This window comes from Brevibacterium otitidis (genome assembly GCF_042429315.1).
Taxonomy (GTDB): Bacteria; Actinomycetota; Actinomycetes; order Actinomycetales; family Brevibacteriaceae; genus Brevibacterium; species Brevibacterium otitidis.
The window spans coordinates 1-18309 of sequence record NZ_JBHMAU010000011.1 but is presented as its reverse complement, the minus strand read 5'-3'; the positions used below and the strand labels follow the sequence as shown (position 1 = coordinate 18309).

General features: G+C 65.5%; 16 protein-coding genes and 1 pseudogene. 10 read left to right on the top strand and 7 right to left on the bottom strand.

The window, feature by feature from the left end:
- Positions 1-200: 200 nt before the first annotated feature.
- Both ACFFN1_RS01090 and ACFFN1_RS01085 read right to left on the bottom strand, forming a co-directional pair.
- Positions 201-1484 (bottom strand): CDP-glycerol glycerophosphotransferase family protein, encoded by a 1284-nt coding sequence (locus tag ACFFN1_RS01090; RefSeq protein WP_376837798.1) that lies wholly within the window; start codon positions 1482-1484, stop codon positions 201-203.
- A 51-nt stretch (positions 1485-1535) separates the two neighbouring features.
- On the bottom strand, positions 1536-2576 hold the full coding sequence (locus ACFFN1_RS01085) for a hypothetical protein (RefSeq protein WP_376837796.1): 1041 nt from the start codon (positions 2574-2576) through the stop codon (positions 1536-1538).
- Between the two features lie 138 nt (positions 2577-2714).
- Between ACFFN1_RS01085 and ACFFN1_RS01080 the strand changes: the two genes are divergently transcribed.
- From ACFFN1_RS01080 to ACFFN1_RS01065, 4 genes are all read left to right on the top strand, one after another.
- On the top strand, positions 2715-3719 hold the full coding sequence (locus tag ACFFN1_RS01080) for an aldo/keto reductase family protein (RefSeq protein ID WP_376837794.1): 1005 nt from the start codon (positions 2715-2717) through the stop codon (positions 3717-3719).
- Between the two features lie 103 nt (positions 3720-3822).
- Complete coding sequence (locus ACFFN1_RS01075) at positions 3823-5253, top strand: hypothetical protein (RefSeq protein ID WP_376837793.1); 1431 nt, start codon at positions 3823-3825, stop codon at positions 5251-5253.
- A gap of 105 nt (positions 5254-5358) precedes the next feature.
- Entirely contained in the window at positions 5359-5631 is a 273-nt protein-coding gene (locus tag ACFFN1_RS01070) for a hypothetical protein (protein WP_376837791.1), read from the top strand.
- A 23-nt stretch (positions 5632-5654) separates the two neighbouring features.
- A complete protein-coding gene (locus ACFFN1_RS01065) occupies positions 5655-6425 on the top strand; it encodes a hypothetical protein (RefSeq protein ID WP_376837790.1) in 771 nt (256 codons plus the stop codon).
- 31 nt (positions 6426-6456) lie between these two features.
- Here ACFFN1_RS01065 and ACFFN1_RS01060 read toward each other — a convergent pair whose 3' ends face one another.
- Both ACFFN1_RS01060 and ACFFN1_RS01055 read right to left on the bottom strand, forming a co-directional pair.
- Positions 6457-6903: an NUDIX hydrolase gene (locus ACFFN1_RS01060; RefSeq protein WP_376837788.1), complete on the bottom strand. Its 447-nt coding sequence runs from the start codon at positions 6901-6903 to the stop codon at positions 6457-6459.
- Positions 6904-7061: 158 nt separating this feature from the next.
- Positions 7062-8384, bottom strand: coding sequence for a short-chain fatty acid transporter (locus ACFFN1_RS01055; protein WP_376837800.1), 1323 nt, complete (start codon positions 8382-8384; stop codon positions 7062-7064).
- 361 nt (positions 8385-8745) lie between these two features.
- On the opposite strand from ACFFN1_RS01055, the gene ACFFN1_RS01050 reads away from it, so the two are divergent.
- Positions 8746-10047: an LPXTG cell wall anchor domain-containing protein gene (locus tag ACFFN1_RS01050; protein ID WP_376837787.1), complete on the top strand. Its 1302-nt coding sequence runs from the start codon at positions 8746-8748 to the stop codon at positions 10045-10047.
- A 336-nt stretch (positions 10048-10383) separates the two neighbouring features.
- Positions 10384-12219, top strand: coding sequence for an LPXTG cell wall anchor domain-containing protein (locus ACFFN1_RS01045; protein WP_376837785.1), 1836 nt, complete (start codon positions 10384-10386; stop codon positions 12217-12219).
- A gap of 256 nt (positions 12220-12475) precedes the next feature.
- On the opposite strand, the gene ACFFN1_RS01040 is transcribed toward ACFFN1_RS01045, so the two are convergent.
- Positions 12476-13852 carry an NAD-dependent succinate-semialdehyde dehydrogenase gene (locus tag ACFFN1_RS01040; RefSeq protein WP_376837783.1) on the bottom strand — a complete coding sequence of 459 codons (1377 nt, stop codon included), beginning with the start codon at positions 13850-13852 and terminating at the stop codon, positions 12476-12478.
- A 196-nt stretch (positions 13853-14048) separates the two neighbouring features.
- Here ACFFN1_RS01040 and ACFFN1_RS01035 point away from each other — a divergent pair, with 196 nt between their 5' ends.
- Complete coding sequence (locus ACFFN1_RS01035) at positions 14049-14414, top strand: nuclear transport factor 2 family protein (RefSeq protein ID WP_376837781.1); 366 nt, start codon at positions 14049-14051, stop codon at positions 14412-14414.
- A 99-nt stretch (positions 14415-14513) separates the two neighbouring features.
- Here ACFFN1_RS01035 and ACFFN1_RS01030 read toward each other — a convergent pair whose 3' ends face one another.
- A complete protein-coding gene (locus ACFFN1_RS01030) occupies positions 14514-15458 on the bottom strand; it encodes a 3-hydroxyacyl-CoA dehydrogenase family protein (protein ID WP_376837779.1) in 945 nt (314 codons plus the stop codon).
- A gap of 101 nt (positions 15459-15559) precedes the next feature.
- On the opposite strand from ACFFN1_RS01030, the gene ACFFN1_RS01025 reads away from it, so the two are divergent.
- The gene (locus tag ACFFN1_RS01025) at positions 15560-16402 is read left to right on the top strand and encodes a hypothetical protein (RefSeq protein WP_376837777.1); all 843 of its coding nucleotides are present in this window, start codon (positions 15560-15562) and stop codon (positions 16400-16402) included.
- A 39-nt stretch (positions 16403-16441) separates the two neighbouring features.
- Here ACFFN1_RS01025 and ACFFN1_RS01020 read toward each other — a convergent pair whose 3' ends face one another.
- Complete coding sequence (locus ACFFN1_RS01020) at positions 16442-16867, bottom strand: SDR family NAD(P)-dependent oxidoreductase (RefSeq protein ID WP_376837775.1); 426 nt, start codon at positions 16865-16867, stop codon at positions 16442-16444.
- 176 nt (positions 16868-17043) lie between these two features.
- On the opposite strand from ACFFN1_RS01020, the gene ACFFN1_RS01015 reads away from it, so the two are divergent.
- Positions 17044-17352, top strand: coding sequence for a transposase (locus tag ACFFN1_RS01015; protein WP_376837773.1), 309 nt, complete (start codon positions 17044-17046; stop codon positions 17350-17352).
- Between the two features lie 61 nt (positions 17353-17413).
- Positions 17414-18309 (top strand): annotated as a pseudogene (locus tag ACFFN1_RS01010) (IS3 family transposase); the annotation flags it as partial.

The window sequence follows — 18309 nt, the reverse complement described above, 5'->3', positions numbered from 1 at the left end:
CCTCGCGCTGACTACTGCGATCTGGCACAACCAGAAGACCGGACAGCCGGTACTCCGGTCACTGACCGCGTACGACCACTGAACCCTTGGAATCAATCATCTAGTGATATCGCATGGTCTGATCCTTGCCGAAACCGTCAACGAAGTCCTGAGACACCCATCAACAGTCAGCCGCGTCCAGTCAAGTGAGAGAGCGTCAACTATGTCGTGAGACTGGACAGGTTCATGCGGCGTTTGTCGATGATGCTCAAGGCGCCGTGTTCGAAGCGTCGCTGCTGTTCACCTGGCGCGGTGTCACCGAGATAGTGTTCTTGCGCACGCTGCACCGCATCCCGGCTCGCCGACCGGTCAGCCGCGGTCACCATGTCGATGAGGGCGCGCGGGTTCCGGGCTTCACCGGCCGGCACGCGGTCGAAGAGTCCGCCCGGCAGCACCTCTGCGCCGGGTTCGTCCGGGCGGATGAGCACGAGCGGTCTGCCCGTCGACAGCCAGTCGAAGGCCAGCGCCGACATCTCGGTCAGGCAGACATCAGCGACGTCGAACTGCCAGCCGAGCCGGCCGCCGTCATCGACGTATCCGCGCGGATGTGCACGCACGAGCTGGATGGTCTGGGTCAGCGCCTGCGCCGTCGCGACATCCATCACTCCGGTGCGCGGGTGCGGGCGGAAGATGACCCGGCAGCCGGCATCGAGCAGGCCGCGCACCACCGCCGGGCCGTTGTGCTTGAGCGTTCCATACGCCATCGCCGGGGAATCGCCCTCCCAGGTCGGCGCGTAGAACACGGTCAGCTGCTCTTCGGCGGCAGTCTGCTGCCACGCCGTCGGCACCTGCCGCGGGGCATCGAGCTGGGGCCGGCCGACGTCGATCATGCGCTGCTCGCCGCCCTGTTCGGCATAGCCGATGAGAGCAGCGAGCAGGCGTTCGCGGGCGGCTTGGCCGGCAGTGAAGACATAGTCATAGGCCTTGAGCTGATTGGAGATCATCGAGATCTTCTCGCTCTCACCGTGACTGAGATGGACATGGGCCGGCTGCCGATAGCGCAGCGCCTGGAAGTTCAGCGGCGACTGGTTGACGTAGAAGACGAGGCGCAGGCTCGGCTGGGACATGAACGCCTCCAGATCACGGGCCATGCGCCCGAACCGCACCGGCAGCGTCGTCAGCCGGCTGATCTGCTCGACGTGCCCGGCGTGGCGGCAGAAGACGGCGAGCGGTGCGTCGCCGTATCCTGCGTCGCGCAGGCGTGCGGCGAGCTGCTCGCAGGACCACAGCCATTCGCTCAGCTGGTAGAGGCTGCCGCTGTCACCGGCGAAGTACAGCGCTGCCGTGAAGGAATCGGCGCCAGCCGGTGCGAAGCGCTGGGCGATGCTGCGCTCTGTCAGCCGGTCCTTGACCGCGTCAAGGCCCTTGTGCGCCAGAGAGCGGCCGCGGTTGAGGGCCTGGAAGCCAGTGCGGCGCAGCTGCTGGACTCGGTGAGGGCGATTCATGCACTTCACCCTAACTGCTGGGACCGCCGGTGCCGTGGCAAGTGCTGCGGATCAGTCGAATGCCAGCCGGCTCTCGCTGGCCTGCCAGGCGATGTCGAACCAGGCCGAGCCGAGCGTGACCGCACCCGCCTGGGCAGCAGCCCCCGCCTGGGCAGCAGCCCCCGCCTCGGCAGCGGCACCGGTCTCAGCACCGGCGGCGAGCCGGGCGCGCAGCTCCTCCCCCTCCGCCGGGGTCGCAAGCACTGCGCCCAGGAAGGTGCCCACGATCGCTTCGGTGCATTCGACTGCCGGCACCCGCAGCTGGCGGTCGACGTCAGCGCCGGGGAGCCGGTCGAGCACATCGCCGAGGTCGGGGAACCGGGCTTCGAGCCGGTTGGCCAGGTCCCCGGTGCACTGCGGATTGTCGGCGCACGCCCGCGCGACATCCTCGACCGGGTCGTCGATGAGGCTCAGCAGCAGGTCAAGGGCGAGCTCCGGGTTGTGGGCGAGCTCTGCGCGCTGATGCGCATCACCCCAGCCGCAGATGATGCGCATCGCCTCCTTCGCCAGCCCTGGGGCGGCCGGGGTGTCCGAACCGCGCCGGATCTTCTCCGGGAACCGGCGGATGACATCGGCGTAGAGCCATTCGTGGAACTGGCTGCGCGGCACGTTGAGGAAGCCCTCATCGCGCAGCACCCGGTCCCACACCTCGGCGACGGTTTCCGGCAGCGGCGGCTCGCCGGCCTTTTCCCGGTCGAGCGCCATGCTCTCCCGGGTGCCGAGGGCGCGCTTCTGCCGGCGGGTGGCGATCCGGGAGCGGATCGCATAGGCCGGGGCGTCCATCCAGCCGGCGAACGGGGAGGCGAAGTGCCGCAGCAGCGACATCGAATTCCAGCGGCCGGTCTGTTCCGGATCGACGGCGTTGAGGACGCAGTCCTGCACGGCGTCGAGCGTCAGCAGGATCTGCTGGAACTCCGGATGGTCATGCGATTCGCGGGCGAGCACATAGGCGATGTCCTGCGGGATCCGCGGCACTCCGGTCAGACGCACGAGGACGTCCTCCCACTGCGCTTCAGCGACAGCGGCGCGCACCTGGGACCAGCTGGAGCTCATGCCCACCATTCAACCATGACACCGGCAGGGAACACAGGGCGCACAGCCAGCCGCCGCGTCTGTCCGTGGCGGTAGTGTGAGGCAGTGAGGCCGCGTCAGGCAGGCGCCGGCCACCGATCAGCAAGGAAGGACCCTCCGATGGAATTCCGTTACCTCGGCAACAGCGGACTCAAGATCTCCGAGATCACCTACGGCAACTGGCTGACGCACGGCTCGCAGGTGGAGAACGAGGTCGCCGGCCAGTGCGTGCGCGCCGCCCTCGACGCCGGCATCACGAGCTTCGACACCGCCGATGTCTACGCCAATACGAAGGCCGAGTCCGTCCTCGGTGAAGCGCTCAAGGGCGAGCGCCGGGAGTCGTTGGAGATCTTCACGAAAGTCTACTGGCCCACCGGCCCGCGCGGGCACAACGACTGCGGCCTGTCGCGCAAGCACATCATGGAATCGATCAACGGTTCGCTCTCGCGTCTGCAGACCGACTACGTCGACCTGTACCAGGCTCACCGCTTCGACGTCGAGACGCCGCTGGAGGAGACGATGCAGGCCTTCGCCGATGTCGTGCGCGCCGGCAAGGCCCTCTACATCGGTGTGAGCGAATGGAATGCCGAGCAGATCCGCGCCGCCCACGCGATGGCGCAGGACCTGGGCATCCAGCTCATCTCCTCCCAGCCGCGGTACAACATGCTGTGGCGGGTGATCGAGCCCGAGGTGGTGCCCACCTGCCGTGAGCTCGGGATCTCCCAGATCGTGTGGTCGCCGATCGCTCAGGGGGTGCTGACCGGCAAGTACAAGCCGGGCCAGCCGCTGCCGGCCGGCTCGCGGGCGACCGATGAGTCCGGTGGCGCGAAGGCTGTCGCCGGGCTGCTGAACGACGAGACCCTGGAGGCTGTCGCCAAGCTCGAGCCGATCGCTGCGGATCTGGAGCTGACGATGGCGCAGCTGGCGATCGCCTGGGTGCTGTCCAATGACAATGTGGCAGCCGCCCTCGTCGGCGCCTCACGTCCGGAGCAGATCACCTCGAACGCCGAGGCCGCAGGCGTCAAGCTCGATGCCGAGGTCAAGACGAAGATCGACGCCGCCCTGGAGGGCGTCGTCAAGAACGATCCGGCGCTCACGGTCGCACCGGAGACGCGTCCCTGCTGAGAGGTGTGACTCTCCCCGTCCAAGGTGGGCCCGGGCGCAGGCATGTCCCGCCCGGGCTCACCCGTCTCCGGGCACGCTTGGCAGGCGTGGTTAAATCGACTCTGTGACGACCTTCCAACTCCTCTCCCGCCATGCCCAGACCCGGGCGCAGCAGATCCTCGGCAGCCGGCGCACAGCGCTCATCGCCTATGCAGTCGTCGCTGCCCTGCTTGGCTATGTTGTCAACCGGGCGATGTCACCGGGCGCGTTGACGCACGATTCCTTTCATCAGCTCGCCCAGGCCGAGGGCCGGATCGGCTACGACGACTGGCATCCGGTCATCATGAGCGCAGCCTGGCGGTTGCTCATCCAGGCCACGGGAGACTACGGCACCCTTGCCACAGTGCAGATCGTCTTCGCGACCGTGTGCGCGTGGCTGACATGCTGGTATCTCTACGACCGATCGGCGAGCTTCCGGATCGGCCTGCTGGGCCTGTTCCTCCTTTCCGCGCCGCACGCCGCCAACCTCATCGGCGTGATCTGGAAGGACACGCAGATGGGACTGACGTATTACGCCGGTGCGGTGCTGCTGCTCATCGCCAGCCGGCGCAGCCGCTCCGCGTGGGTGTGGGGCCTGGCGTCAATCCCCTTCTTCGTCTACGGCACACTCGTACGGAAGAACGCCGTCGTCGCCCTAGTCCCCCTGCTCATCTGGCTGTCGATCATTCTGTTCCAGAATGCCCGTGTGCGCGGCTGGGTCCGCCGTCGCGTTCTGCGCGCTGCAGCCTGCACGGTCGCGGTCTTCGGGCTGTTCTCCGGTCTGCTGCTCGGCGGAGGGGCGGCGGTCGATGCCGCGACGAAACCTGACCACAGCTCCCAGTTCACTCAGATCATGCTCGATGACCTCGTCTTCGCCGTTCCGCAGTCGGCGATCGACAGCAGTTCGGCCCCGCAGGATCTGAAGGACAAGATCCGCAATGCCCGTCAGATCTGCAGCGACAAGGGCGTTGTGTGGGACGTGTATTGGGCGTGCTGGGGCACCGGGGCCAACGGCCATTTCACCGAGATCGCAGAGAAGGAAGAGGTCATCGCACTGTGGAAGGAGACGCTTCCGCAGTATCTGCCGCGATACATCGACTACCGCGCCGAGACCTTCGCCCGCTTCTTGTTCACCAGCAAGCTCCAGTTCCCCGGGATCTCCGGTGAGGGTCGCGAACACGGGGTCGAATGGGGCTCCCCGCGACTGCATCAGGCGATGCACTACTACGTCGTAGACTTCGGCGTCACCCAGTTGCCGTGGCTGTACCATGCGTGGTTCTGGTTGGCCGGATCGACGCTCATCGGGCTGGCGCTCATCCGACGCTGGCGCTCGCACATTACCGAGCTCAGCCTCGCAGCGTCGGCCTGGATCTACCTCATGAGCTACATTCCCGTTGTCCCCGCACAGGATTATCGGTACAGCTACTGGCCGGCGCTGGCTGTCACCCTCACCGCCCTCGTGCTGCTGGCCCGCAACTGGCGGGGAAACCTACAGCGCTTCAGCCTGCACAGCTGACCGGTACGCTCCCGCTGCTGCGCCGACGCAGTGCCGACGATGTAACCGACCTGCGACATGCCGGCCACTGCTGTTGCACCGGCCTCGGCTTGACTCGGTAGTGAGGTGACCATCGCCGATCTGCTCGAGGAGCATCCTGTGTACTCACGTCTGCCCCATGAGGACATCCCCCGCGACCTTTACGGCCTGCCCGCCGCTCCCCCGAAGACCGACACCCCGACCCCGGCCCCGCGGCGGCACACCGTGGACGACCTGGCTCCCGGGGTCATGCTGCCCCGCGCCCGAGGTCTCCACCCGGTCGTCATCGCCGCGGTCGTCCTTGCCGGGGTTGCGCTGTTCGCCGGGCTCGGCGCCGTGCTCGTGCTGTGGGGCGGGTGAGCCGGCACCGATATGATGTGCCCATGACGGCCCTAAACATCACCCCGGATTTCATCACCCGCCACGCACCCCGCTACTGCGTCACCGAGCTCGAAGCGCGCCTGCTGAGCAAAGATGCGAAGAAGGCCCGCAAGCAGGAGCAGCTGCCGTACAAGTCGCTGCTGCGCTTCGCGGAGTGGAAGGCGATTGCGGTGCTGCCGATCCTCACCGGCTTCACCGAGAAGTCCGTCCGCAAGGAGATCGAGTACCTCACCTACCTGGCGCTGGAGCAGGACACCCCGGATCGCTGGCGGATCCCGATGCTGTCGATCATCGACGGGGTGGGCAAGCCATTCGCCAGCGCCATCCTCTCCGCGGTCTACCCCGAGCGCTTCGCGCTCATGGACGCGCGTGCTGTCGGCGTGCTCTTCGACGCCGGGCTGCTGGAGTCGCGGATCACCGCCCGCGTGCCGTACGAGAAGTACCTGAGCGTGGTGCAGGCCCTCGCAGCCGAAGCCGAGGTGAGCCTCAACGAGGTCTATCGGGCCCTGTACGCCTATGCCGCCTTCGGCGAACTCAGCGCTGAGGAGGAGGCTGAGGCTCAGAAGGCGGCGGCCGAGGCTGAGGACGCGGCCGAAGCCGAGGGCGAGAAGACGGCTGCTGCCGCGGTCGAGGACGCGGAGACGAAGCCTGCGAAGAAGTCCGGCAGGAAGACGGCCAAGAAGCCAGAGAAGAAGCCGGACAAAGAGAAGAATCCGGCCAAAAAGGGCGGGAAGAAGTCCGCGTCCAAGAAGTCGACCCAGCCCAAGAAGTAGATCAGGTGCAAGAAGCAGCCCCGCAGGCGGATCAGCCGGCGGGGTCGGTGAGCCAGCCGGGCAGATGCGGGATGACGTGATCGCGGGTCAATGAGGCGAAGCGCCTTTGCGGCGTATCGGCAGGCAGGTCGTCGAAGGAGAACCAGGCGGCCTCGGCGATCTCCTCATACACCTCGGGCGCGGCGACATTGAGACCGCCGGGCACACCCCGGTAAGCGAAGACCGTGCCGGTCACCGCATGCCCGGCTTCGTTCGCAGCCGCAGCCGTCCACGTGCCGAGCTCTTCGAGCCGGTCATCGGCCAGCTCCAGGTGCAGCTCCTCGGCGACCTCGCGGATGATGGCGCTGCGGGCAGTCTCGCCGGGTTCGGGTTTGCCGCCGGGCAGCATGAAGGCCTGGGTGCCGGCCTTGCGCACCATGAGCAGCTCGCGGCGCTCGGGATGGCCGATGACGAGGGCGGAGACGCGGATCTCAGGCATGCTCGCACTCTAACAATGCAGCATGCCCGCACCCACGCCTCGCCAGCGGCCGGCACCCGCCCGCACCCACGCCCCGCCAGCGGTCGGGCGAGCCCGGGTGAGCTGGGCTGGGAACCCGGCCCGCACCTCGGGCGCGGCAAGAGGCTGGTGAGCGACCGTCAGCTGATGAGCAGCATGGTCGCGGCGAGCACGACACCGGAGCCGAGGAGGGTGAGCGTGGTGTAGCCGATGATGTCGCGCATCTTCAGCCCGGCGATGGCGAGCACCGGCAGCGCCCAGAACGGCTGGATCATGTTCGTCCACTGGTCGCCGTAGGACACGGCCATGATCGCGATCGTCGGGTCGACGCCGAGCTGGTCGGCGGCTTCGAGCATGATGGGGCCTTGCACGGCGAACTGGCCGCCGCCGGAGGGGACGAAGAAGTTGACGAGGCCGCCGGCGAGGAAGGCGAGCAGGCCGAAGGTCGTCGGGTTGGCGATCGAGACGAGCGCATTGGAGAACACCGCGATGAGCCCGGTCACCTGCATCATGCCGAGGATGCCGGCGTAGAGCGGGAACTGCAGCAGGATCTCACCGACGTTTGCGGCGGCTTCCTTGGTCAGGTGGATGAGCTCGAAGGGGCTGCGCACGAGCAGGAAGATGAGCGCGAGGAACGACCAGTTGACGACGTCGAGGGTCAGCGATCCGCCCTGTACGAAGTGGACGACGAGGTAGCCGGCGAGTGCGAGCCCGGTGATGAGGGTGAGGATGCGGGAGGCGTCGATCCGGTCGGCTGGGGTGGTGACGTCTTCGTGGGCCGGGTCGTAGGCTTCGGCTTCGACGTGGGCGGGCAGCTCGATGACCGGGTCGTTCCGGCGCGGGGCGGCCAGCCCGAACAGGGCGGCGCAGACGATGATGACGGCGGCTGCGGCGGCGATGTTCCAGCCGGCGAAGATCGTCTGTGAGACCGGGATGACGTCACCGCCGAGCGATTCGGCGAGGAAGGAGTCCGGGGTTGCGGCGGTCAGCGGGCCCGAGGCGGAGTAGCCCATGTGCCAGACGACCATGCCGGAGTAGCCGGCGGCCACGAGCAGCGGGAAGTGGACCTTCATGTCCTTCTCGCGGGCCTGGATGGCGATCTCGCGGGCCAGCAGCGCACCGACGACGAGGCCGAGGCCCCAGGTGATGAGGGAGGCGAAGCTGGCGATGACGAAGACGAAGAGATAGGCCATGAGTGGGCTGCGCGGCACGGCGGCCAGGGCGGAGAGGCCCCTGCGGACGGGGCCGGTGTTGGCGAGAATGTGGCCGAGCAGCAGGATGAGGGCCATCTGGGTCATGAACTCCAGCAGCCCGGAGAGTCCCTCGCCCCAGCCGGTGAGCACATCGACGGGGCCGGCATCGGTGAGGATGAACGCGAGGATCGCGACGATGAGGGTCAGCAGGATGGCGAAGACCAGCGATGACGGCACCCAGCGCTCGAGGAAGTAGTTGAGCGGGCGCATGAGGCCGCGCGAGGCCTGGGCGTTGGAGTGGGCTTCCCGAGTTTCCGGGGTGGTCGGGGGCGGAGTGTGGGCAGCCATGGGGTGGTCCCTCTCTTCATTGAGCGTTGGTTGTGCTGTGAGGTGGTCGCGGTTTGGCGCGCCTTCACCATGCTACGGGCAGGGATGCTCGCGCGCTCAGGTGGGGTCGCCAGGGGCGTCAGTTCGTCGCAGATGCCGGTTTAGGCCGAATTTCGGACGACCCGCCATATATATAGAGAGAGTCGTTCACCGGATATTCAATAAGTGAGTTTGTATAAGCGGTTTGCCCAGATTCCTCTCAGACAGGATTGAAAACTCTCTGATCTTCGAAAGGGACAGCCGCATGAAGCTCACCACTTTCCGACACATCGCTGCCGGTACCTCGGCAGCAGCGCTCGTCAGCGCGAGCGCCTTCTTCGGCGCCTCGACCGCATTCGCACAGCCGACCGCGGATCCGGCGTCGACGGCAAGCGAGACCGGTACCCAGAACTCGACGTCCAAGTCCGCCAAGCCGGAGGCGAAGACCGCCGCGACGACCCCTGAGTTCGATCTCAGCGCCCACGAGGTGAGCGCTGAGGGCCTCAGGGAGGGAGGCGTAGCGGTCACCGTTAAGAACCTGCAGGCTGATGACGTTGTCGAGGTCAAGGGTGAGCACGTCACGGCGGAGCCCGCGTTTGCGAAGGACGGCATGGCGACGGTCGTTGTGAAGTCCGATTCGTCGGTCGAAGAGCTCGAAAACGCCGGCTCCGTGACCTTCACGGCCCCCGTCACCAATCCGCACAGCACCGGCAACGAGCAGTCCGAATCCTTCACGGTGAAAATCGTCAAGGACGAAGGCGACGCAGCATTCGACCCGAAGGTGACGTCGGCTCCAGATAAGATCACCGCCGCTGACCTCACCGACAAGAACAAGGGCATCACAATCACCGCCACGAACCTCAAGGCCGGCGATGTTGTTGCCAACACACTCGTTGACGACACGACGACCGCTGAGGGCGACACCGTGGAGACCAAGGTCTACTACGGAAGCGACGCCAGCGACTTCAAAGTCGCCCAGAAGGTCGATTTCACCGTCTCCGTGACTCGCGGTGAAGAGTCGAAGACCTTCGACTTCACCGTCACCATCGTCGCTGAAGACGACGGGGACGATGAGACCGCCGAGCCGGAGCTGAAGATCTCGCCGGAGAAGATCAGCGTCGCTGACTTCCGCAACGAGAACAAGGGCGTCCAGCTCACGGTCTCGACCTGCACCCCGAATGAGACCGCCACGTTCGTCATCGAGCACGAGAACGGCGAGCTGAAGCACGAGGTCGAGGCCGACGTCAACGATAAGGGCACCGCCGTCATCGAGCACATCCACGGAACCGGCGATGCCAAGGATTCGGCATACCTCGGCAAGTACACCGTGACCGCCACCTGCGGTGACGCAGAGGCCGCCGGTTCGTTCTCCGTCCACGCTGATGACGATGGCAAGGGCGGCGGCGACTCCGACGAGGGCGACCGTGACTCCGACAATGGTGACCGCGACCGCGACGAGCTGCCGCGCACCGGTACGGAGCTCACCGCACTCTACGGCACAGCCGGACTGCTGGCCGTCGGTGGTGCAGCCATGATGATCGGCCGTCGCAAGACCGCCAAGAAGTGATCACCGACAGCTGAGTAGCTGACGCTTGTGGCCCGCTGGGAATCCTCCCGGCGGGCCACAGCCGATTCACGTCCCCTGTACCGATGAGCCGGTCATCCAGGAGGCCGGACGAGAAGGCGCCGGCACACACGAAGGCGGGGCGCACCCAGCTGAACGAGTCAGCCCAGGCGCACCCCGCCTCGGGAACGGGCCCGCCGGATCGGCCGAATATCGGACGATCTGCCGCAAATCCAAGTCAATTCATCGAAAGTTCAGGAAACCTGGTTGTCACCCAGTGTTACCCAGGTTACTCTCAGAGAGAATTGATATTTCTCTGACCCTCGAAGGGACAGTACGATGAAACTCACATCTCTCCGTCGCCTGGCTGCCGGCGCATCTGCTGCCGCGCTCGTCAGCGCAAGCGCATTCTTCGGTTCTTCGGCCGCATTCGCGCAGCCGACGCCGGAAGAGACAGAGACTGCCACCCCGTCAGCAGTTCAGTCCGCTGACACCGGCCAGTCTGAGGACAAGAAGCAGACCGACGAGAAGAAGTCGGACGCCTCAGCAGAGAAGAAGGCCGAGCAGAAGGCCAAAGCCAAGAAGCAGGACAATACGAAGTCCGAGAAGCAGGCTAAGAAGTCGGACGATTCGGGGAACAAGGTCGCGCAGACCGAGACACCGGACCCGACTGGCTCGCCGTCTCCGACCGCGACTGCAGAGCCGACAACGCCCCCTAGCCCGACCCCATCTGAGGATCCGACCAAAGATCCGACCGATGACCCCACCGCAAGGGAGCCGAAGCTCTCGCTCAGCGCCGGGAAGATCAGCGCCGAGGAATTCAAGAGCGGTGGTGTGATGGTGATTGCCGAGAACCTGCAGGAAGGCGACACCCTCGTCATCAGCGGTGAGCACGTGAAGCAAAATAAGGGTGATGCTGACTCGGAGGGAAGGGCGCAGGCCCTCGCGACGTCCGATTCGTCCGTCGAAGAGCTCGAAGAGGCTGGAACCCTCAAGATCAAGGCCGTCATCGGCGGCAGCGGAACCGGTTCGAAATACAGCGAAACGCTCGAGCTGGAGATCGAGAAGCAGGATGACAACGCTTTCGACCCGACGGTAGAGGTCGAGCCGACGACGATTCCCGCTGAAGATCTGGTCAACCCTGAAAAGGGCATCATGGTCACGGCCTCGAATCTCCAGAACGGTGACATTGTCACCAACAGCCTGACGGACGGTGAGGAGACTGCAGAGGGTGAACGCCTCGAACTGCGGCTCTACTCCAAGGGCAAGGCGAGCGATTTCGAGCCCGGTCAGAAGATCGACTTCACGGTCACTGTTGCTCGCGGTGAAGAGTCGGAGACCTTCGACTTCACTGTCACCGTTGCCGGTGAGGACGATGCGCCGGCCTTCGATCCGAAGGTCAGCTCGGCTCCGGATGAGATCACTGCTGCTGATCTCGCCAACCCGGATAAGGGCATCAGCATCACGGCTTCGAACCTCCAGCCCGGTGACGTTGTCACCAACAGCCTCACCAACGAGCCGGAGACCTCTGAAGGTGAAGAGCTCGTCACCGGCGTCTACTACGAGGGCGATCCGAGCGACTTCGAAGTCGGTGACAAGGTTGACTTCACCGTCACCGTCACCCGCGAGGGCGAAGAGTCCAAGACCTTCGACTTCACTGTCACCATCATCGGTGAGGACGACGGCGACGACGAGAAGTGGGAGCCGGAGCTCAAGGTCGCACCGAAGAAGATCAGCGTGGCTGACTTCCGCAACGAGAACAAGGGCGTCAAGCTCGAACTGACCGGCTGCTACCCCGGCGAGATCGCCACGTTCATCATCGAGCAGTACGAAGGCGACCTGTCATACGAAACCGAGGTTGAGACCGATGAGCACGGCACCGCCGTCATCGAGCACATCCACGGAACGGGCAACGCTCCGGACTCGGCCTACATCGGCGAGTACCACGTCATTGCCTCCTGCATTGACGGCGAGGAAGAAGCCTACGGTGACTTCTCCGTCCACGCTGGTGATGACAGCAAGGGCGGCGGCGACTCCGACAAGGGCCGCGACCGCGACCGCAGCGAGCTGCCGCGCACCGGTTCGGACCTGACCGCGCTCTACGGCGCAGCCGGACTGCTGGCCGTCGGTGCCGCAGCGATGGCCGTCGGCCGTCGCAAGAGCACCAAGAAGTGATGACCGACAGCTGAGAAGCTGACGCTTGTGGCCCGCTGGGAATCATCCCGGCGGGCCACGTTCATATTCGGGCCCAGTCACAGTCAAAGCCGGTGCAAGCGCACACTCAGGCGCTGCATCAGGCGTGGGTCCACGCGCCCACGGGGAACGACCGCCGGCACACACGAAGGCGGGGCGCACCCAGCTGAGCGAATCAGCTCAGGTGCGCCCCGCCTCGGGAACGGAGACCGTCACCGCAATCAGCGGTGGGCGGTCATCAGCTGTTCTTGTAGTACAGCTGCTTATTGCAGAACTCGTCCATCGCCAGCGGGCCGAGCTCACGACCGACGCCGGAGCGCTTGACGCCGCCGAAGGGCAGGAACTCGCGGGACTGCTCCGGACCGTTGACGAAGACCATGCCGGCCTGCAGCTGTCCGGCGACCTTCTCGGCGCGGTCGATGTCGGCGCTGAACACAGCCGAGCCCAGACCGAACGGGGTGTCGTTGGCCAGCTCGACGGCCTCCTCGTCGCTGGAGACGCGGAAGATCATGAACGCCGGGCCGAACAGCTCCTCGTAGTAGCCGCGCTTGCCCTTCTGCACATCGGTGAGCACGACCGGCTCGACGAAGGAGCCCTCACCCTCATAGGCCTTGCCGCCGGCGCGCAGAGTCGCACCATCAGCGACGGCCGCCTCAACCTGCTCCATGAAGCGCTGCTGTGCGACCTTCGACGACAGCGGGCTCAGGCGCGAATCCTCCGCCAGCGGGTCAGCCGGGGTAAACTTCTTGGCCGTCTCGGTGATCTTCTCGACGAACTCGTCGTAGATGTCGTCCATGACGATCATGCGTTTGGGCGAGTTGCAGGCCTGGCCGGTGTTGCCCATGCGGGCCTGGAACAGAGTCTTGGCAGTCGCGTCGAGGTCGGCGGAGTCAAGCACCACGTAGGGGTCCGAGCCGCCGAGCTCCAGGACGACCTTCTTGAGGTTCTTGCCCGCCTCGGCGGCCACAGCCGAACCAGCCCGCTCCGAGCCGGTCAGCGACACACCCTGGTTTCGCGGGTCCGGGAGGATGATGTCAGCGACCTGCTCATTGGAGGCATAGACGTTGATGTAGGCGTCGGCCGGCAGACCGGCTTCGACGAAGATCTCCTCCATCACCTTGGCCGAGCGCGGGCACTGCGGAGCATGCTTGAGGATGATCGTGTTGCCCAGCGCCAGGTTCGGAGCGGCGAAGCGCGCAACCTGGTAGTACGGGAAGTTCCACGGCATGATGCCCAGCAGCGAACCGACCGGCTTGCGCAGCAGGTAGGCTTCACCGTCCTTGGGGCCCTTGAGCTTCTCTTCGGAGATGAACTCGGCGGCGTTGTCGGCGAAGTACTGGTAGATCATGCTCGACAGGGCCACCTCGCCCTTGCCCTCCGGGACGGCCTTGCCCATCTCGATCTTGATGATCTCCGCGAGCTCCTCAGCGCGCTGCGAGTAGATCTCGGCGACCTTCGACAGGATCGCGGTGCGCTCCTCCACCGGAGTGGTGCTCCAGGAGGAGTAGGCGTTGTGGGAGCGTGCGAGCGCGTCGTTGATCTGCTCATCGGTGGCGGTGGGGAACTCTTCGACAACCTCACCGGTGGCCGGATTGACGACTGCATACTGCGACATCTGTGACTCCTTTCGGTCATCCTTCGCAGACCGCTGCCTCCGGGCTGCGACGGTGCAGGCCGGCATGGGCGCCGGCGCGGTTGCCTCCCACGCTAGTCGCCGCCGGGCCTCGCGATCAACCACGTAGACTGGCGCTGAGACCTGCCAGGACGCCGGGCACGAACGCCCGCCCGCATGCTGTCGAAAGGATCCTGCCGTGACCGCCCAGAACCTCAGCATCGAAGAGCTCGCCGCCCGCTACTACTCCACCGTCGACTCCGGCGACGCTGCCGCCACCTCGGCGCTCTTCGCCCCGGATGCCAGCTACGACCGGCCCGGCTACCCGACGATGGTCGGGCAGGCGATCACCGACTTCTACCACGGCGAGCGGATCATCGTCTCCGGTGCGCACACCGTCGCCGAGGTGTTGGTCGCCGGACGACAGGCCGCCGTGCAGGGCTCATTCGCCGGCACCCTCAAGGACGGGTCAGAGGCCAGCGAGCGATTCGCCGACTTCCTCACCTTCGACGAGGACGGGCTCATCACCAACCGGACGACGTACTTCTACCGCGCAGCGATCTGACGCCGTCGGGTCAGGCAGCCGGAACTGGCTCAGCCAGCCGGATCAGCCTGCGCCTGCCGGATCAAGCCCGGCCAGCCAGCACAGGCTCGACTAGCTGACTCAGGCCTCGGCTGCCGCGTCCTCATCATCGGCGCCGGGCTGTTCTGAATCCTCATCTGCGATCAACTCCGCCCGCAGTCTGAGGATGCCCTCCTGCATGCGGTCGCGCTCAGCGGCCAGCGCCTCAGCAGAAGGGTATGCCTGTTCGACCTGTGCGATGACCGGCTCCATGCCGGCGTCCGACATGTCCGGCTCCGTCACGTCGATCTGTGCGAACGACGGGCCGATGTGCTGCATGAACCCGCGCAGACCGGCTTCTCCCCCGCCCAGCTGCAGGCCGCCGAACAGACCGACGGCAGCCCAGCGCACGCCCAGCGAGTTCTTCAGCACGACATCGACGTCTTCAGCACTCGCGATGCCGGATTCGACGATGTGGACCGCTTCGCGCAGCAGCGCATTCTGCAGCCGGTTGCCGACGAAGCCCGGTGCTTCCTTCTCCACGACCACCGGCACCCGGCCGAGCGAGGTGAGCAGATCACACAGGCCGGCCACCACCTCGGGCGCGGTGCGCTCACCGGGGACGATCTCCACCAGCGGCATGACATGCGGCGGGTTGTACGGATGGCTGATGACGACGCGGGCGGCGGCCTCATCGGACAGGCGGGCGGCGATCGTCGTCGGCAGGATCGCCGAGGACGAGGACGCGAGCACGCAGTCGGCCGGGGCAGCATCGACGAGATCGGCGAACAGCTGGGTCTTGGCCTCGACGCTCTCCGGCCCGGACTCCAGCACGAGATCAGCGCCGTCGACGGCTCCGGTGAGGCACTGGCAGACCTCGATCGGCACCTCGGTCTCGGCGCTCAGCTGCTCGGCTACCTGCTCCAGATCCGGGCGCGGATCGAAGAGGCGGACGCGGTGGCCGTGGGAAGCGAAGAGCCGGGCCCAGGACAGGCCGATGGTGCCGGCGCCGATGATCGCGATGGTGAGCGGGGATTCAGTCAGCATAAGGGCAAACGTACACCGCGCCCCGCCACATTTCGACCCCGGCCGGCTCGCGGGACGGCCAGCACCCTGGCGGTAGTGCGCTCGCGTGGGATAATGTGCCCATGAACAACGAAAACATCATCGCCGGAGCCGAAGATCAGCTCGCCGAGGCACAGGAATCAGCCCGTGTCGTCATGCGGTGCCTGCACACCGCTGCCGAGGCGGCCGAGGCTTCGCTGCTGCTCGACGAGGTGTGGAATGTCGGCCGGGCCGGCACGACGCAGCTGGAGCCCGGACTCATCGTCGCGCTCGCACATGCGGGCAACTATGTCGGCGGCGCCTTCGATGCTGAGGACGATTCGCTCATCGGTGTGACGATCGGGTTCTTCGGCCAGCCGCTGGGCAAGATGATGCACTCGCACATCGCCGGCGTGCGCCACGACCAGGTGGGCCGCGGCACCGGTGCGGCGATGAAGCTGCATCAGCGGCTGTGGTGCCTCAACCACGGGATCAAGCAGATGACGTGGACCTTCGATCCGCTCATCGCCCGCAATGCCTACTTCAACTTCAGCCGACTGGGTGTCAATGCGCTGGAGTACTACGAGGACTTCTACGGTCAGATGCGCGACGGCGTCAACGAAGGCCAGGCCTCTGACCGGATGCTCGTGTCGTGGCGGCTCGATCTGCCGGCCCGCCCGCCGCTGCCAGAGGGACTGGCTGATGCTGACCCGGTGTTCGCTCTCGACACCGTTGACGGTGAGCCGCGGATGAGCGATGTGCCGCGCGAGGCCGAAGTCGTCGGTGTGCAGATCCCCAGCGATGTCGAATCGCTGCGCGGTGTCGACCCGGAGCTGGCGACCCGCTGGCGGATGGCGCTGCGCGACACGTTCACCGGCCTGCTGGAAGACGGCTGGGAGATCGTCACCTGCCGCCGCGACGGGGTGTACCTGCTGACGCACCCGTGACGGTCGGCTGCGTCGGGCAGGTGTTCCACCGCCGGTCAGTCACTGTTTGCCGAGGATGCCGTCTCCGCCGTCGACGTTGAGCAGCGTGCCGGTGATGTAGGACGCCTCCGATGAGCACAGCCATACCGCGGCGTCGGCTTGTTCCTGCGGGTCGGCCATGCGCTTCATCGGAATGGATCCGGCTACTGCTTCGTACTGCTGTGGGGAGGATTCCTTCCATCCCTCCAGCGCGGCTGTCAGCGTGCCGCCCGGGCAGATGGCATTGACGCAGATCCCACGGCCGGCGTATTCGAGTGCGGCCGTCTGTGTCATCCCGTTGACCGCCCACTTGCTCGAGTTGTAGGCCGACAGGCCTGGGCTGCCGTTCTTGCCCGACATCGACGAGGTGTTGACGATCGCGCCATGGCCCTGCTCCTGACTTCCACAACGGTAGCNGCGCCATGGCCCTGCTCCTGACTTCCACAACGGTAGCTACCCTGGCGGTGTGATTGCGTCGCGGATGTAGGAAGCGTCGTCGCTGATGGGGTCGGCGGCAGCGACGGTGTGGCCTGCGATCGTGACGGTCGTTTCGATGATGGGCTTGAGCGTGTGGATCGCCCCGGGTGTGGTGGAGGGTTTGATCTAACCGAGAGGATAGGAACATGCCTGCACCGAGTAAGTACCCTACAGAAGTTCGTGACCGTGCTGTGCGTATGGTCAATGAGAAGCTGACCTGCGAACCCGCGCTGGCTGTGAGTGCCGCGTGCCAGCTGGTCGGTGAACAGATCGGAATCAATAAGAACACCCTCCGTAATTGGGTGAAGCAAAACCATGTGGATTCCGGTGAAGCGCCAGGAATGACGAGCGATGACAAACGACGCATCACGGACTTGGAAAAGGAAGTTCGGGAGCTGCGCCGGGCTAATGAGATCCTGCGGAAAGCGAGTGCGTATTTTGCCCAAGGGGACTGATGCAGGGATTGGTGACACCTAATCTGGCTTGCTGACAGGCAAGTCTGGAAGGATGAACACCATGCCAAAGCCCTACCCGAAAGAATTCCGCGACGACGTCATTCGCGTCGTCCAGACCAGGGATTCCAAGACGACGATCGGACAGATCGCCAAAGACTTCGGAGTCCACGAAGGCACCATCGCGAAATGGCTGCGCCAAGCAGACATCGATGCCGGCAACAAGCCCGGAAAGACCACCTGCGAGTCAGCCGAACTACGGCAGATGCGTCGACGTAACCGCTTGCTGGAGCAGGAGAACGAAGTCCTGCGCCAGGCCGCTGCCTATTTGTCGCAGGCGAATCTGCCGTCAAAAGGCTCTACCCGCTCGTGAGAGAGCTCGCCGCCGACGGGATCCCCGTGGCGGTGTCGTGTCGGGTTTTGAAGCTCTCCCGCCAGCCCTACTACCGGTGGCTGGCAACACCGGTGCCTGAAGCCGACGTTACCCAGGCGTATCGTGCCAACGCCTTGTTCGATNGACGCCGACGGGCGCACCCGCCACGAGTTCACAGCTGAGGGTGTGAACCGGCTGTGGTTGACCGATATAACGGAGCATCACACTGATGAGGGCAAGCTGTACATGTGCGCGATCAAGGATGTCTACTCCTCGCGGATCGTCGGCTACTCCATCGCGGCCCGAATGAAGGCTCGGTTAGCTGTTGATGCTCTCGAGATGGCCGTGGCCCGTCGCGGTAGCGACGTGGCCGGATGCGTGGTCCACAGCGACCGCGGCAGCCAATTCCGGTCGAAGACATTCACCCGAGCCTTGGAACGTCACGGCCTGGTCGGATCGATGGGCAGAGTCGGCGCTGCTGGTGATAACGCGGCCATGGAATCGTTCTTTGCGCTCCTGCAAAAGAACGTCCTCGACCGCCGCCGGTGGGTGAGCCGGGAGCAGCTCAGGATCGCGATCGTGACCTG

Coding starts and splice junctions, on each gene's coding strand:
- ACFFN1_RS01025 (WP_376837777.1), top strand. CDS start 15,560: ATGAACAACGAAAACATCATCGCCGGAGCCGAAGATCAGCTCGCCGAG.
- ACFFN1_RS01030 (WP_376837779.1), bottom strand. CDS start 15,458: ATGCTGACTGAATCCCCGCTCACCATCGCGATCATCGGCGCCGGCACC.
- ACFFN1_RS01065 (WP_376837790.1), top strand. CDS start 5,655: ATGACGGCCCTAAACATCACCCCGGATTTCATCACCCGCCACGCACCC.
- ACFFN1_RS01015 (WP_376837773.1), top strand. CDS start 17,044: ATGCCTGCACCGAGTAAGTACCCTACAGAAGTTCGTGACCGTGCTGTG.
- ACFFN1_RS01060 (WP_376837788.1), bottom strand. CDS start 6,903: ATGCCTGAGATCCGCGTCTCCGCCCTCGTCATCGGCCATCCCGAGCGC.
- ACFFN1_RS01085 (WP_376837796.1), bottom strand. CDS start 2,576: ATGAGCTCCAGCTGGTCCCAGGTGCGCGCCGCTGTCGCTGAAGCGCAG.
- ACFFN1_RS01090 (WP_376837798.1), bottom strand. CDS start 1,484: ATGAATCGCCCTCACCGAGTCCAGCAGCTGCGCCGCACTGGCTTCCAG.
- ACFFN1_RS01050 (WP_376837787.1), top strand. CDS start 8,746: ATGAAGCTCACCACTTTCCGACACATCGCTGCCGGTACCTCGGCAGCA.
- ACFFN1_RS01040 (WP_376837783.1), bottom strand. CDS start 13,852: ATGTCGCAGTATGCAGTCGTCAATCCGGCCACCGGTGAGGTTGTCGAA.
- ACFFN1_RS01045 (WP_376837785.1), top strand. CDS start 10,384: ATGAAACTCACATCTCTCCGTCGCCTGGCTGCCGGCGCATCTGCTGCC.
- ACFFN1_RS01080 (WP_376837794.1), top strand. CDS start 2,715: ATGGAATTCCGTTACCTCGGCAACAGCGGACTCAAGATCTCCGAGATC.
- ACFFN1_RS01055 (WP_376837800.1), bottom strand. CDS start 8,384: ATGCGCCCGCTCAACTACTTCCTCGAGCGCTGGGTGCCGTCATCGCTG.